Below are 15428 nucleotides of genomic sequence, written 5' to 3'. Positions count from 1 at the left end.
CTTTTAAGGGGCGATGGACTGCAACGGCTATTCGATAAGACAGTGTAGCTGGGAGAGGTGTTCAACCTGGGCCGGCCTCTTCGCGGGTAAACCCGCTCCTACGAGGTAATGCATAGTCTCGTAGGAGCGGGTTTACCCGCGAAGAGGCCGGCACAAGCTTCGGATCAACCGCGGTGACGGCCGCGGAAGTAGTTGATCAGGCCCTGGGTGGAACCGTCTTCGGCGCTGTCTTCCAGGCTGCCGACCAGGCGCTGGTAAACGCCCTTGCCCAGTTCCTTGCCCAGCTCAACGCCCCACTGGTCGAACGCGTTGATACCCCATATAACGCTCTGGACGAACACCTTGTGCTCGTACATGGCCACCAGCGCGCCCAGGCGGCGCGGGCTGATGCGCTCGACCACCAACGTGTTGCTCGGGCGGTTACCTGGGATCACCTTGTGCGGGGCCAGCTTTTCGATGTCCGCTTCGTTGAGGCCTTTGCCGCGCAATTCGGCTTCGGCTTCCTCGCGGGTCTTGCCCAGCATCAGCGCCTGGCTCTGCGACAGGCAGTTGGCGTACAGCCACTGGTGGTGGTCGGCCACCGGGTTGAAGCTCACCACCGGCACGATGAAGTCGGCCGGAATCAGCTGGGTGCCCTGGTGCAGCAACTGGTGGTAGGCGTGCTGGCCGTTGCAACCCACGCCGCCCCAGATTACCGGCCCGGTGTCGGTCTTCACCGGGGTACCGTCTTGCAGCACGCTCTTGCCGTTGGATTCCATGTCCAACTGCTGCAGGTGCTTGGTGATGTTGCGCAGGTAGTGGTCGTACGGCAGGATCGCGTGGCTGTTCGCGTCCCAGAAGTTGCCATACCACACGCCCAACAGGGCCAGTAGCACCGGCATGTTCTTGTCGAACGGTGCGGTCTGGAAGTGCTGGTCCATGGTGTAGGCACCGGACAGCAGTTCCTTGAAGTTGGCAGTGCCGATGGCCAGGGCGATCGGCAGGCCGATGGCCGACCACAGTGAGTAGCGCCCACCCACCCAGTCCCACATCGGGAAGATGTTTTCTTCGCGGATACCGAACGCTACAGCAGCGGCCTTGTTGCTGGACACTGCAATGAAGTGGCGGTACAGCTCGGCTTCCGAGCCGCCTTGGGCCAGGTACCAGGTCCGCGCGGCCATGGCGTTTTTCAGCGTCTCGAGGGTGTTGAACGACTTCGACGAGACGATGAACAAGGTGGTTTCGGCGCGCAGGTTGGCCGACAGCTCGTGGAACTCACTGCCGTCGATGTTGGCCAGGTAGTGGCAGCGTACGCCGCGCTGGGCGTAGGGTAGCAGCGCTTCGGACACCAGTTCGGGGCCGAGGAACGAACCGCCAATACCAATGTTGACCACATCGGTGATGGGCTTTTCGCTGTAGCCGCGCCACAGGCCATCGTGAATGCGGCCGACCAGTTCGGTAATCTGGTTGAGCACCTTGTGCACTTCCGGCATGACGTTCACGCCGTTTACATTGAGTTTGTCGCCTACGGGCCGACGCAAGGCGGTGTGCAGCACCGGGCGGCCTTCGGAGGCGTTGATGATCTCACCACCGAACATCGACTTGATGGCGTCCTGCAGGCCCACTTCATTGGCCAGGTTGACCAGCAGATCGCGGCTTTGCTCGGTGATCAGGTTTTTCGAGTAGTCGAGGAACAGGCCGCAAGCGCTAAGGGAAAACTGGTCGAAGCGCTTGGCATCGGCGGCGAAGGCTTCGCGCATGCTGAAGCTTTGCATGGCGTCGCGGTGTTTCTGAAGCGCCTGCCAGGCGGGCAGGGCCGTCACATCGTGGGGTGTACGGTAATACGCCATTGCGCGGGGTTCCCTTGGTGCGTGGTGAGGGCTTGGACACGGCAGTCATTGCCGGGTTCAGGCTGGGATCATTATAGGCAAAGGCCACGCGCTGGGAATGGGTAAGGAAGGGTGATTTTGGGGGGGGCTTTACAAGCAAGTCCGCCCCTACAGCTGAACGTGTAGGAGCGGGTTTACCCGCGAATGGACTGCAAGGCAGCCCAAGGCCATTATGCGGTCTTCTCTTCCACATGCAGGTAAAGGTTGTCGATCAACCGCGTGTTACCCAGGTAAGCCGCCGCAATCACCACCAGGTCTCGATCATCGATCACAGCCGGGCGCAGGCTTACGGCATGGCGTACTTCCAGGTAATCCGGACGGAAACCCGCTGTGCTCAGTTGTGCCTGGCCTTCAGCGACCAGCGCGGCAAAATCCCGCTGGCCACGGCCGATGCCGGCTGCAATGTGCTGCAGCGTGCGGTACAGCGCTGGCGCAGCAGCGCGCTGCTCTGGCGTGAGGTAGCCATTGCGCGATGACAGCGCAAGGCCATCCTCGGCACGCACGGTGGGTTCGCCGATGATCTGGATCGGCATGTTCAGGTCGCGCACCATGGCGCGGATCACCGCCAGCTGCTGATAGTCCTTCTCGCCGAACACGGCAAGGTCTGGCTGGACCATGTTGAACAGTTTGTTCACTACGGTGGCCACGCCCTCGAAGTGCCCAGGCCGGCTGGCGCCGCACAGGCCTTCGGAAAGCTGGGGCACGCTGACGCGGGTTTGCACGCTCATGCCGTCGGGGTACATCTCTTCCACGGTGGGCGCGAACAGCAGGTTGCAGCCGGCCTGCACCAGGCGCTCCTGGTCGGCTGCCAGGGTGCGTGGGTATTTGTCGAGGTCTTCGTTGGCGCCAAATTGCAGCGGGTTGACGAAGATGCTGGCGACCACGAAATCGGCGCGCTGCGCAGCCTTGGATACCAAGGCTGCGTGGCCGCTGTGCAGGTTGCCCATGGTCGGCACGAAGCCGATGCGTTTGCCTTCACCGCGAGCGCGGGCCACTGCCGCGCGCAGTTCGCGGACGGTCTTGACTGTATTCATGCACTGAACCCGTGTTCGCTGCCTGGGAAACTGACTTGCTTGACTGACTCGACGTAAGCGACGAGGGCACTGTGGATATCCGGTTGGCCCTGCATGAAGTTCTTCACGAACTTCGGTACCCGGCCGCTCAGCGACAGGCCGAGCATGTCGTGCAGTACCAGTACCTGGCCATCGGTGGCGCTGCCGGCGCCAATGCCGATTACCGGGATGCCTACGGCGTTGGTGATTTCCGCCGCCAGTTCGCTGGGGACGCATTCGAGCAGCAGCATGGCCGCACCGGCCTGTTCCAGGGCAATGGCGTCGGCGCGCATCTGCCGGGCCTGGGCTTCCTCGCGGCCCTGCACTTTGTAGCCGCCCAGCACGTTGACGGTTTGCGGGGTCAGGCCCATGTGCGCGCACACTGGCACACCACGTTCGGCCAGCAAGCGGATGGTTTCGGCCAGCCAGGCTGCGCCTTCGATCTTGACCATGTGGGCGCCGGCCTGCATCAGTGTGGCGCTGTTGGCAAAGGCCTGCTCCGGCGTGGCGTGGGCCATGAACGGCAGGTCGGTTAGGATCAGCGCGCCGTCGTTGCCGCGTTTGACGCTGGCGGTGTGGTAGGCCATTTCCGCGGTGGTGACCGGCAAGGTGCTGTCGTGGCCCTGCAGGACCATCCCCAGCGAGTCGCCCACCAGCAACACTTCAACGCCGGCCTGGCTGGCAGCCTTGGCGAAGGTCGCGTCGTAGCAGGTCAGCATGGTGATTTTTTCACCCTTGGCCTTGAGGCTGTTAAGGGTGGTAAGGGTTACTTCAGGCATGTAGGAAATTCCTCGTTCAGGCGCTGTAAAAAACGACTGCATTCAACGCGTGTAGTCATCTTCCGGAGCGGCACATCATCGCGCGTGATGTTCGGGCACAGGTCCGTCCGGGCCTAAATACGGGTATGCGGCACTTTGGTGCCACACGGGACGCCTATAGTCGTGAGCGAGGTGTGGGAAGTCAATCACCCTGTTACCGCATTGTTACGATCAGGGTGTTACTGGCGTTACCGAGGTGGCAATGCAGGTTGGAACGCCCGGTTTACAGGCGTTCCAGGCCGACGAACGGGCATTCGTCGAGCAGTTGCGCGAGGGCGCGGCCGTCGGCCAGGCGGAAATCGCCTGGTACCAGTTCGGCCAACGGATACAGCACGAAGGGGCGGGCATGCATATGGTAATGCGGCACTTTCAGGCGTGGCTGGTCGAGCACCTGGTCACCAAACAGCAGGATGTCCAAATCCAGCGTACGTGGGCCCCAGCGCTCCTTGCGCACGCGCCCCTGGTCGTTTTCGATGGCCTGCAGCGCATCGAGCAATGCCAGTGGCGCCAGGGCGGTGTCCAAGGCGGCGACAGCATTGGTGTAGCGCGGTTGGCCGGGCAGCAGCGAATCGCTGGTGTACAGGGCCGAGGCAGCTACCAGGCGCGTGGCTTCGACCTGGTCAAGCGCGTGCAAGGCGCTACGCAACTGCTCGGCAGGTGCGTCCAGGTTGCTGCCCAGACCTACGTAGGCACGAATGGTCACTCGAACGCCTCGTCACCACCGCGCTTGCGTTTGCTGCCGCTGCGCTTGCGCTTGCGCGGGCCGGCGCTTTCGTCACGGCTGCCAAGCTCGCGGATCATCTCGCGGCGCTCGCTGTCGTTTGCGTCCTGGTAATCGGTCCACCACTGGCCCAGGTCGTCGGTTTCTTCCCCGGCGCTTTCACGCAGCAGCAGGAAGTCGTAACCGGCGCGGAAACGCGGGTTGTCCAGCAGCATGTCGGCGCGTTTGCCGCTGCGGCGCGGCAGGCGCTCCTGCATGTCCCAGATTTCGCGGATCGGCAGAGTGAAACGCTTGGGGATGGCAATGCGCGCGCACTGCTCGGCGATCAGGTCGTGGGCCGCACCGTTCATGGCCGGAATCGGCGGTACGCCCTGGTTTTGCAGGTGCAGCACGCGGGCCGGCAGAGCTGGCCAGAGCAGAGCCGCAAACAGGAAGGCTGGTGTCACCGGCTTGCCCTGCTTCACGCGCAGGTCGGTGTTGTTCAGCGCCTGGCTGATCAGCGTGTGGGTGTAGGTCGGCCGCTCGTCCAGCGCTTGGGCACTGGCCGGGAACAGCGGTTCGAACAACTCCAGATCGACCAGCATTTCGAAGGCCATGGCACCTTGGCCGCTGAGGAACAGCTTGAGGCATTCCTCGAACAGGCGTGCGGGTGGAATCTCGCGCAGCATCGGGGCCAGACCGCGGATCGGCAGGAAGGTGTGCTTTTCGATGCCAAAGTCGAGCTTGGCAGCAAAACGCACCGCGCGCAGCATGCGCACCGGGTCTTCCTGGTAGCGGTGGGTCGGGTCCCCGATCAGCCGCAGCAGGCGATTGCGCACGTCGTGCACACCGTTGGCGTAATCGAGAATGCGTTCGCTGACCGGATCGTAGTACAGGGCGTTGATGGTGAAGTCGCGGCGTTGCGCGTCCTCTTCCAGGGTGCCGTACACGTTGTCTCGCAGAATGCGACCACTGGCGTTATGCGACGAACGGTGGGCATCGCCCTGGTCGTCCTCGGAGTGGTGGGCGCGGAAGGTGGCGACTTCAATGATCTCACGGCCGAAATGCACGTGGACCAATTTGAAGCGGCGACCAATGATGCGGGCGTTGCGGAACTCGGCACGGACCTGTTCGGGGGTGGCACTGGTGGCCACGTCGAAGTCCTTCGGCGTGATGCCCAGCATCAGGTCGCGGACACAGCCACCGACCAGGTAAGCCTGGTAGCCGGCGCTTTGCAGGCGCTCCACGATGTTAACCGCATGACGGCTGAACTGGTGGCGCTGCAGCGAGTGCTGGCTCTTGTTTATCACCTCGGGCGTGGTGCGCCTGTGGTGCGGGCCCGGTACGGGCGGGCGGAAAGACTGGAACAGCTTCTTCAGCATGGGATGCACTGTGTGAAGGAATGTTCGGCCAAGAATAGGAGAATGGCCGCATGATGGGCGGGGATTCTAGCATTTACTCGGGGAATGGTGTAGGCGGGTAGCAGGATGCCTGCCAGAAGGGTAGAAATGACAAGGGGAGCCTAAGCTCCCCAAGAAGTCATTGCGTGCTCTTATTGTTTTTTTGCTGGGCTTTTTGTTTTTGTTGAGTGCCCTGTCCACAAATCTCGAAGCTTGTGAACGACCCCCAAACCGGGGGTAAAGAGCAAACGGATTGCTTTGGCCGCTGATCACACGTTGATCTGTCGATCCAACCAGTTCAGGCGCTGCTTTTTAGTGCAGTTTTTGTTGTTCTCTGCCTGGTTGTGGGGCAAGCCCCAAACACGCATCCTCTCCAAAAGAATCAGTTAGCTGCGCCTCCGCCGTCTTGTTTTTATTGTGCGTGAGCCGTTTCGTCTTGTTCTTATTATGAGTTGCAGTGCTTGTTATTGTTCTTGTACCAAACATATAGCAGGTGCCGTGCCAACTTTTCAAAACTCAGTAAAATCAAGGGCTTGAGCGGGTTCTGCAATTTTCGGCAGGTCGAAAATGTCGGTATTTCGTTACCGTACGCCTCGGGGGCTGTTACGGCGGAAAGCTTGGGTAACAGATTTTTACGGGAGGTGATGTGTTACCTGGGGTGTTCCCAGGCCAGATGTGTTCGCGACACCCCGTTCAGCGCCTGTGCCATTGGCGCGCATACCCCTCGGTGCACGACAGGATATTGAAGGGGACACACAAGGGGCCGCGCGCCATGGCTCAGGATTGATTGGCCCGAAACAGATGTAGGAGCGAGCTTCGCTCGCGATGCGCCGCGTGGGCGGCGCTCGATCCCACAGGCGCCGCACTTGCTGCGGCGAACACTGGGCAGGTTGAATTACTCGCTGGTAGCGTTGCTCTTGCGCCGTGGTATGCCCAGGCGTTGGCGGCGTTCCCACAGGCACTTGCGGCTGACGCCGAGCTTGCGTGCCAGCTCGGTCTCGGTCATGTGGTCCTGGTGCTCAAGCACGAAGTGCTGGAAGTAGTCTTCCAGCGACAGGTCCTCGGTCGGCTCGTGGCTTGCATTGGCCGCGCCGGCCACCACCAGGGCATTGTCGAGGAGGTCGTCCTCTTCCAGGTCACTCAGCTCGATGTCGATGCCCAGCAGCTCGGCGGAAATTTCTGCGCTCTCGCTGAGGATCACCGCGCGCTCCACGGCGTTTTCCAGTTCACGCACGTTACCGGGCCAGCTGTAGTGACGAATGGCTTGCTCGGCCTCGGCCGAGAAGTGCAAGTCGTCGCGGCCGATGCGAGCGCTCTGGCGGGCGAGGAAGACGCTGGCGATCTCGTTGACGTCGCTGCCACGCTCGCGCAGTGCTGGCAGCTTCAGGGCGATCACGTGCAGGCGGTAATACAAGTCTTCACGGAACTGGCCGGCCTTGGCCAGGTTTTTCAGGTCGCGGTGGGTCGCGGCGATCAGGCGCACATCGACCTTTTGCGACTGCACCGAACCTACCCGGCGTATTTCGCCTTCCTGCAGCACACGCAGCAGGCGAGCCTGGGCTTCCAGCGGCAGTTCGCCAATCTCATCGAGGAACAGCGTACCGCCATCGGCGGCCTCCACCAAGCCGGCGCGCCCGGCGCTGGCGCCAGTGAACGCGCCTTTTTCGTGGCCGAACAGTTCAGATTCGATCAGCGTTTCGGGGATGGCCGCGCAGTTCACCGAGATCATCGGTGCCTTGGCCCGGCGAGACAGGTTGTGCAGGGCGCGGGCCACCAGCTCTTTACCGGTGCCCGACTCGCCCTGGATCAGCACATTGGAGTCGGTAGGGGCGACTTTGCGGATCTTGCTGTACATGTCCTGCATGGGCTGGCACGAGCCGATGATGCCGATTTCGCCATTGGCCGTTGCCGCGCTGCCTTTGTCGGAGGCTGCAACCTTGCCATTGCTGGCGCGTGGCTCGGCAGGCGGTGCAGCAGCCGGGGCGTTCTGCCGGTCACGCAGAATACGCGCCACTGCCTGCAGCATCTCGTCATGGTCGAAGGGCTTGGCGATGTAGTCCACCGCGCCCATTTTCATCGAGTCCACCGCTGAGCGCAGGCTGGCGTAACTGGTCATGATCAGCACCGGGGTGCCCTGGCCGAGCTTGATCAACTCGGTGCCGGGCGCACCTGGCAGGCGCAGGTCGCTGACGATGAGGTCGAAAGTGGCAATGCTGAAGCGTTCCTGGGCTTCCTGCACCGAGCCGGCCTCGCTGACCTGGTACTGGTTCCGCTCAAGTAGACGACGCAGGGCCGAGCGGATGATGGTTTCGTCTTCGACGATCAGAATGTGCGGCATTGATTCAATTCTCTCGACGGTCTCGAATTTCAGGGGACGTCGCTACGACATGCCGGGGCAGGGTCACGCGGATCCGGGTGCCTCGTTGCCGTTCGATATCGGCCGGGCTGTCGATGGTGATTTGCCCATAATGCTCTTCCACGATGGAATAGACCAGAGCGAGCCCCAGTCCGGTTCCTTCGCCCGGGTCCTTGGTGGTGAAGAAGGGCTCGAACAGGCGGTCCATGATGTTCTTCGGAATCCCGCTGCCTTCGTCTTCGACGATCAGGTCGACGGTGTGCTCGCTAACCTCACTGCGCACACGCACGGCGCTGCCGGGCGGCGAGGCATCGCGGGCGTTGGAGAGCAGGTTGATCAGCACCTGGGCCAGGCGCTGCGGGTCACCTTCGGCCCAATGGTCCGGGTCGCAAAGGTTGAAGAACTGTACTTCGAAATTGCGCCGGTTCAACGCCAGCAGACCGATGGCATCTTGTGCCACTTCGGCCAGGCACACGGGCTCCTCGCTGTTCTGGTGGCTGCCGCCGGCATGGGCGAAGCTCATCAGCGACTGGACGATGCGCGATACGCGCTTGGTCTGGTCGAGGATCTGGCTGGACAACTCGATGATTTCGCCATCGTCTTCGCGTTCCTCGCGCAGGTTTTGCGCCAGGCAGGCGATGCCGGTGATCGGGTTGCCGATCTCGTGGGCCACGCCGGCGGCCAGGCGGCCGATACTGGCCAGGCGCTCGGAGTGCACCAGCTTGTCTTCCAGTGCCTGGGTTTCGGTAAGGTCTTCCACCAGCAGTACCAACCCGCTGTTACCGGGGGCCAGTGGCTCGTCGATGGCTGCCTTGTGCAGGTTCAGCCAGCGCGGCTGGCCGTCCAGGGCCAAGCGCTGCTTGTGCAGGTGCTCGTCGGGCACGTTGATGAAGCCTTGCAGCAGGCCGCGCCAAGGCTCGTCGATGGTGACCAGGCGCGAGCCGACCACATGCTTGGCGGCGATGCCGGTGAGCTCTTCCATGGCCTTGTTCCACATCAGGATTTCCTGGTCCTTGGCCAGCGAGCAGACGCCCATGGGCAACTCCTGCAGGGTCTGGCGATGGTAGCGGCGCAGGGCATCGAGTTCGGCGGCCAGCCCGGTCAGGCGCGAGTGGTAGTCCTCCAGGCGGCTTTCGATGAAGTGAATGTCTTCGGTCACGTAGTTTTCGTTGCCGGACTTGTACGGCAGGAAAGTCTCGACCATGTCCTGGGCCACGCTCGGCCCCATCAGGCCGGACAGGTTGGCCTCGATGCGGTCGCGCAGGCGGCGCAGGGCATAGGGGCGGCGTTCGTCGAACGGCAGGTAGAGGTCGCGCAGTGCTTGCTCGACTTCCTTTTGCGCGGCCTTGGCGCCCAGCGGCTTGGCCAGTTGGGTGGCGAATTCCTGCGGCGAGGCGGCGTGCAGTTCGCGGCGCTGCGGGCGGCGCACGTTATCCACTGCGCAGGCTTCGGCCGCGCTGACCTCTTCGTTGCTGGCGTTGGTGAACAGCGAGATCAGGGTGAACAGCAGCACGTTGGCCGCCAGCGAGGCGATGGCTGCCATGTGCCAGCTGGTATCGTCCAGCACATAGATCATGTCCAGCAGCGGGATGTAGAAGCCCTGCAAGTTGCCGAGAAGCGGCAGCAGCATGGTCACCATCCACACCAGGGTGCCGGCCAGCAGCCCGGCGATGAAACCGCGGCGGTTGGCGGTTGGCCAGTAGAGCACCGACAGCACCCCAGGCAGGAACTGCAAGGTGGCGACGAACGCAACGATGCCCAGGTTGGCCAGGCTCTGATGGTAGTTCTGGCTCAGGTAGAACATGAAGCCGGCGGTGATGATGGCGACGATCAGTGCACGGCGGGTCCACTTCAGCCACCGGTAGATGTTGCCTTCGGCCGGGGGCTGATAAAGCGGCAGCACCAGGTGGTTCAGGGCCATGCCCGACAGCGCCAGAGTGGTGACGATGATCAGGCCGCTGGCTGCCGACAGGCCGCCAATGTAGGCCAGCAGTGCCAACGCCTGGTTGTTGGCGGCGATGCCCAGGCCCAGGGTGAAGTACTCGGGGTTGGTGCTGGCGCCCAGGCGCAGGCCGGCCCACAGCACCAGCGGCACGGCAAGACTCATCAGCAGCAGGAACAGCGGCAGGCCCCAGCTGGCGCTGACCAGCGAGCGCGGATTGAGGTTTTCGGTAAAGGCCATGTGGTACATGTGCGGCATAACGATGGCCGAGGCGAAGAACACCAGCAGCAGGGTGCGCCATGGGCCTTCCTGGAGGGGGGTGTGCAGGGCGGCGAGGGCGGTCTGGTTCTGCAACAGCCAGACTTCCAGCTCGTGCGGGCCGCCGAATACGCCATACAAGGCATACAGGCCAATACCGCCCAGGGCCAGCAGTTTGATCACCGACTCGAAGGCGATGGCGAATACCAACCCCTCATGCTTTTCGCGCGTGGCGATGTGCCGCGAGCCGAAGAAGATGGTGAACAGAATGATCAGCGTGCAAAAGGCAAAGGCCACCCGGGCCTTGACCGGTTCACCGGTAAGGATGCTGATTGAGTCGGCCACCGCCTGGATCTGCAGGGCCAGCAACGGCAGCACGCCAATCAGCATGATGATGGTGGTCAAGGCCCCGGCCCACGTGCTGCGGAAGCGGAAGGCCAGCAGGTCGGCCAGCGATGACAGCTGGTAGGTGCGGGTGATCTTGAGGATCGGGTAGAGCAGCACCGGCGCCAGCAGGAATGCGCCAGACACCCCCAGGTAACAGGCAAGGAAGCCGTAACCATACTGGTAGGCCAGGCCAACCGAGCCATAAAAGGCCCAGGCACTGGCGTAAACGCCCAGCGACAGGGTGTAGGTAAGTGGGTGGCGAATGATCGAACGCGGGATCAGCCCACGCTCGCTGATCCAGGCCACGCCGAACAGCACCATGAGGTACCCGGCGCTGATCAGGATCATCTGGGTCAGGCTAAAGCTCATCGGCATCTCGTTGGCTCTGCAGGATGAAGGTGACGACGATCAGGATCAGCCAGAGCAGGTAGGGGCGGTACCAGGCTCCGGTCGGTTCGATCCACCAGTCCATGATGGCCGGGGAGAACAGGTAGATCCCCACGACCAGAAGCAGGACCAAACGATAGATGTACATGCTGGCCTCGATGGTTGGGCGCTGCGGGCTTGAACTTATTATTGGCGCAAATGGCAGGGGGGATGCTAGCGGGAATCCACAGCGTTCGCCAAGGGTTTGAATTTACTGGGCTTTTGTTTTTGAGAGGAGGAATGAATGTGCCGGCCTCTTCGCGGGTGAACCCGCTCCTACAGGTAAAGCGTTGCCTCTAGGTTTATTGAGCACCCTGTGGGAGCGGGCGCGCCCGCGAAGAGGCCGGTAAAGGTTCAGCGCAAATCAGCCTCCGGCACCGTGGTCCGCTGCGCGATCGCTTCTGGCCGCCACTGCGTGCGCGCGACTGCCAGCACCTCTGCCGGTGTCGCCAACAGCAGTTCCGGGTCCGTCTCCTGCCCCAGCGCCCGCAATGCCCGCAGCAGCAGGGGGGTAGCATGCTCCGCCTGCAATGGTGGTGAACGGTACGACTTGCCCAGCTTGTGCCCATCCGGCTGCACGATCAGCGGAATATGCAGGTAGCGCGGCTGTGAGAAGCCCAGCAGTTCCTGCAGGTACAGCTGGCGCGGGGTGTTGTCGAGCAGGTCGGCGCCACGCACGATGTCGGTAACACCCTGCCAGGCATCGTCCAGCACGACGGCCAGCTGGTAGGCGTACAACCCGTCACGACGCTGGATGACGAAATCGCCCACCTCACGCCCCAGGTGTTGCTGGTATTCACCCTGCACACGATCGGTAAAGCGGTAGATCAGCTCCGGCACCCGCAAACGGATGGCCGCCCCTTCACGGGCATGCCCGGCGTTACGGCAAAAGCCCGGGTAGATGCCGTTGTAGCTTTCCAGCTGCTTGCGCGAGCAGGTGCATGCATACGCCAGGCCCATGTTGAACAGGCGGTCTACCACGGCAGCATAGGCATCGTGGCGCTGGCTCTGGAATACCACTTCACCATCCCATTGCAGGCCATAACGTTCCAGCGTCTGGAGGATGGCATCGCGGGCGCCGGGCATTTCCCGGGGCGGGTCGGTGTCTTCCATGCGCAGCAGCCAGCGGCCGTTGACGGCGCGGGCATCGAGCCAGGAGGCGAGGGCGGCGACCAGCGAGCCGAAGTGCAGGAAGCCGCTGGGGGTGGGGGCGAAGCGCCCGATGTAGCTGGAGTCGGTCATGGTCAGGCTGGGCATATAAATGAAACGGGGCGCATGATGCGCCCCGTTCAGGTGGAAGAAAGATCAGCCTTTGCCGACCGTTTTTTCCTTTTTCTCGGCAATTTCCTTGCAGTCGAAGCACAGGTCGGCGGTTGGGCGGGCTTCCAGGCGGCGCAAGCCGATCTCGATGCCGCACGACTCGCACCAGCCGTACTCTTCGTCCTGAATCTTCTGCAGGGTTTTATCGATTTTCTTGATCAGCTTGCGCTCGCGGTCGCGGTTGCGCAGTTCGAGGGCGAATTCCTCTTCCTGGGATGCCCGGTCTGCGGGATCTGCGAAGTTGGCTGCCTCTTCTTTCATATGGTCAACGGTCTTGTCGACGCCGACCATCAGCTCTTGCTTCCAGCCAGTGAGGATCTTGGTGAAGTGCTTGCGCATGGGCTCACCCATGTACTCCTCACCCTTGGTCTCCTGATAGGGTGCAACCCCATAAAGATTCTGGTTGGCTTTTTGCTTTTCTAGGGTGGACATGAATAGACCGCCTCTCACTCATCTGATCCAATGCGCAGGATGCTCCATCTCCGGCGACCGCCGGCCCTGCGACTGCGAGCCGCCGAACTTACCAGATAGATCGGGGGTGCGCTACCCCGCCCGATCCTGCTAATTGACACTGGCCTGAGCGGTACGTTCGGTGGTGTGCAGAGGTAGAATCTCCAGTTTAGACCCAATTGAGAGAAGGTCATGGCCCAACCCTACAGTGCGCGCAGCCGCGCCATCGAACCTTTCCACGTCATGGCGCTGCTGGCCCGTGCCAACGAGCTGCAGGCGGCCGGGCACGACGTGATCCACCTGGAAATCGGTGAGCCGGACTTCACCACGGCTGCACCCATCGTTGCCGCCGGCCAGGCCGCGCTGGCCGACGGGCACACTCGCTACACCGCCGCACGCGGTCTGCCGGCACTGCGTGAGGCAATTGCCGGCTTTTATGGGCAGCGCTATGGCCTGAATATCGACCCGGAGCGCATCCTTATTACCCCGGGTGGCTCCGGCGCGCTGCTGCTGGCCAGCAGCCTGCTGGTGGACCCGGGCAAGCACTGGCTGCTGGCCGATCCGGGTTACCCGTGCAATCGCCACTTCCTGCGCCTGGTCGAGGGCGGGGCCCAATTGGTACCGGTGGGCCCGGACGTGAACTACCAACTGACTGCCGACCTGGTTGAGCGCTACTGGGACAAGGACACCGTCGGCGCCCTGGTCGCTTCGCCGGCTAACCCTACTGGAACCGTGCTGGGGCGCGAAGCGTTGGCCTGCCTGGCCAAATCCACCCATGAGCGGCATGGTCATCTGGTGGTGGACGAGATCTACCACGGCCTCACCTACGGCATGGACGCGCCAAGCGTGCTGGAAGTCGACGACTCGGCCTTTGTCCTGAATAGTTTTTCCAAGTATTTCGGCATGACCGGTTGGCGCCTTGGCTGGCTGGTGGCCCCGCCCGGTGCGGTGGCCGACCTGGAGAAACTGGCGCAGAACCTGTACATCAGTGCGCCGAGCATGGCCCAGCATGCCGCGCTGGCCTGTTTCCAGCCCGAGGCGCTGGCCATTTTCGAAGAGCGCCGCGCCGAGTTCGCCCGCCGTCGCGACTACCTGCTGCCTGCCCTGCGTGAACTGGGTTTCCGCATTGCCGTCGAGCCGCAAGGCGCGTTCTACCTGTATGCCGATATCAGCGCTTTTGGCGGTGACGCATTCGCATTCTGCCGACACTTCCTGGAAACCGAGCACGTGGCGTTCACGCCGGGCCTGGACTTTGGTCGCCACCTGGCCGGGCACCATGTGCGCTTCGCTTATACCCAGAGCCTGCCACGCCTGGAAGAAGCGGTGCAGCGTATTGCCCATGGCCTGCAGAGCTGGCAAGGCTGATGCGTTTCTCTCCGTCACTCGAGCAGGGCCGCCTGCTGCGTCGCTACAAGCGCTTTCTGGCCGATATCGAACTGGCCAGCGGCGAGCAGATGACTATCCACTGCCCGAATACCGGCTCCATGCTCAACTGCATGCGTGAAGGTGGGCAGGTGTGGTTCAGCCGCTCCAACGACCCCAAGCGCAAGCTGCCAGGGACCTGGGAAATCAGCGAAACCCCTCAGGGGCGGTTGGCTTGCGTGAATACCGGGCGAGCCAATGCGTTGGTCGAAGAGGCCCTGCGCGCCGGCACTATCACTGAACTGGCTGGTTTCACTGCACTCAAGCGCGAAGTGGCCTATGGCGAGGAAGGCAGCCGTATCGACTTTCGGCTGGAGTTCGAGGGTGCTCCGGCCTATGTCGAGGTCAAGAGTGTGACGCTGGGCTACCCCGACACTGCAGTTGCGGCCTTCCCTGATGCGGTGACTCAGCGCGGTGCGAAACACCTGCGCGAGCTGGCAACGCTGGCCCGGCAAGGCGTGCGGGCCGTGCAGCTGTATTGCGTGAACCTGACCGGTATCGACGCTGTGCGCCCGGCCGAGGAAATCGATATGGCCTACGCCCAGGCGCTGCGCGCTGCAGTAGCGGACGGGGTGGAGGTGCTGGCCTATGGCACCCGCCTGGACGCCGAAGGTATCGTCATCGATCGCCGCTTGCCGGTACTGCTTACCCCTTGAACCAGATGCCCAGGCTGTCTTCGTGGCAGCCAAGGGGCTGCAGCTGCTCACCTTCGCAGGGGCCCGCCACGCATTCGCCGCTTTCTATCAGGAACAGCGCACCATGATGGGCGCAGTGGATGAGGCTGGCGCTGTCATCCAGAAACGCGTCCTCTGCCCAGTTCAGCGGGATGTCCCGGTGCGGGCAGCGGTTGCGGTACAGGTACACCTGGCCTTGGCGGCGTACGCCGAACAATTCGAGGCCGTCTACGCTGAAGGCGCGGCTTTGGCCCTCGGCCAGGCCGAGGGATGTACAAAGGAAGTGCATGGCAAGGAGGGCTCGTGGAACATGTGTTGGCTTGACGCTTCAATGCGAATAATTATCAAATTGATC

The 15428-nt window shown here is 62.6% G+C and carries 13 protein-coding genes; 2 read left to right on the top strand and 11 right to left on the bottom strand.

Annotation, left to right across the window (positions count from 1 at the left end):
* Positions 1 to 164: 164 nt before the first annotated feature.
* The 10 genes from pgi to dksA all read right to left on the bottom strand — a co-directional run bounded on the left by pgi (position 165) and on the right by dksA (position 12959).
* Positions 165 to 1829: a glucose-6-phosphate isomerase gene (gene pgi / locus INQ47_RS10455; protein WP_209963406.1), complete on the bottom strand. Its 1665-nt coding sequence runs from the start codon at positions 1827 to 1829 to the stop codon at positions 165 to 167.
* Between the two features lie 209 nt (positions 1830 to 2038).
* A complete protein-coding gene (panC, locus tag INQ47_RS10450) occupies positions 2039 to 2902 on the bottom strand; it encodes a pantoate--beta-alanine ligase (protein ID WP_252460784.1) in 864 nt (287 codons plus the stop codon).
* Positions 2899 to 3699: a 3-methyl-2-oxobutanoate hydroxymethyltransferase gene (panB, locus tag INQ47_RS10445; protein WP_404701636.1), complete on the bottom strand. Its 801-nt coding sequence runs from the start codon at positions 3697 to 3699 to the stop codon at positions 2899 to 2901. The genes panC and panB overlap by 4 nt, the downstream gene beginning before the upstream one ends.
* A 262-nt stretch (positions 3700 to 3961) precedes the next feature.
* Positions 3962 to 4441 carry a 2-amino-4-hydroxy-6-hydroxymethyldihydropteridine diphosphokinase gene (gene folK / locus INQ47_RS10440; RefSeq protein WP_252460782.1) on the bottom strand — a complete coding sequence of 160 codons (480 nt, stop codon included), beginning with the start codon at positions 4439 to 4441 and terminating at the stop codon, positions 3962 to 3964.
* Positions 4438 to 5820 (bottom strand): polynucleotide adenylyltransferase PcnB, encoded by a 1383-nt coding sequence (locus tag INQ47_RS10435; protein ID WP_404701635.1) that lies wholly within the window; start codon positions 5818 to 5820, stop codon positions 4438 to 4440. The genes folK and INQ47_RS10435 overlap by 4 nt, the downstream gene beginning before the upstream one ends.
* Before the next feature lie 913 nt (positions 5821 to 6733).
* Positions 6734 to 8176, bottom strand: coding sequence for a sigma-54 dependent transcriptional regulator (locus INQ47_RS10430; protein WP_252460779.1), 1443 nt, complete (start codon positions 8174 to 8176; stop codon positions 6734 to 6736).
* Between the two features lie 4 nt (positions 8177 to 8180).
* Positions 8181 to 11156 carry a sensor histidine kinase gene (locus tag INQ47_RS10425; protein WP_252460777.1) on the bottom strand — a complete coding sequence of 992 codons (2976 nt, stop codon included), beginning with the start codon at positions 11154 to 11156 and terminating at the stop codon, positions 8181 to 8183.
* Positions 11140 to 11316, bottom strand: a complete 177-nt coding sequence (locus tag INQ47_RS10420; RefSeq protein WP_003250005.1) for a hypothetical protein — start codon at positions 11314 to 11316, stop codon at positions 11140 to 11142. Before INQ47_RS10420 ends, INQ47_RS10425 begins: the two co-directional genes overlap by 17 nt.
* Before the next feature lie 245 nt (positions 11317 to 11561).
* Positions 11562 to 12449 (bottom strand): tRNA glutamyl-Q(34) synthetase GluQRS, encoded by an 888-nt coding sequence (gene gluQRS, locus INQ47_RS10415; RefSeq protein ID WP_252460802.1) that lies wholly within the window; start codon positions 12447 to 12449, stop codon positions 11562 to 11564.
* Between the two features lie 63 nt (positions 12450 to 12512).
* Positions 12513 to 12959, bottom strand: a complete 447-nt coding sequence (gene dksA, locus INQ47_RS10410) for an RNA polymerase-binding protein DksA (RefSeq protein WP_003250009.1) — start codon at positions 12957 to 12959, stop codon at positions 12513 to 12515.
* A gap of 210 nt (positions 12960 to 13169) precedes the next feature.
* Between dksA and INQ47_RS10405 the strand changes: the two genes are divergently transcribed.
* Positions 13170 to 14342, top strand: coding sequence for a pyridoxal phosphate-dependent aminotransferase (locus tag INQ47_RS10405; RefSeq protein ID WP_252460775.1), 1173 nt, complete (start codon positions 13170 to 13172; stop codon positions 14340 to 14342).
* Positions 14342 to 15055: a DNA/RNA nuclease SfsA gene (sfsA, locus tag INQ47_RS10400; protein WP_084850161.1), complete on the top strand. Its 714-nt coding sequence runs from the start codon at positions 14342 to 14344 to the stop codon at positions 15053 to 15055. The genes INQ47_RS10405 and sfsA overlap by 1 nt, the downstream gene beginning before the upstream one ends.
* Here the strand turns inward: sfsA and INQ47_RS10395 are convergent.
* A complete protein-coding gene (locus tag INQ47_RS10395) occupies positions 15045 to 15362 on the bottom strand; it encodes a Rieske (2Fe-2S) protein (protein WP_028697598.1) in 318 nt (105 codons plus the stop codon). The two genes, sfsA and INQ47_RS10395, sit on opposite strands and share 11 nt — an antisense overlap.
* Between the last annotated feature and the right edge of the window lie 66 nt (positions 15363 to 15428).

The organism is Pseudomonas sp. 3HC3 (assembly GCF_044904505.1).
Taxonomy (GTDB): domain Bacteria; phylum Pseudomonadota; class Gammaproteobacteria; order Pseudomonadales; family Pseudomonadaceae; genus Aquipseudomonas; species Aquipseudomonas putida_Y.
Note: the sequence above shows the minus strand (reverse complement) of the source record. Positions and strands in the feature narration are given on the sequence as shown.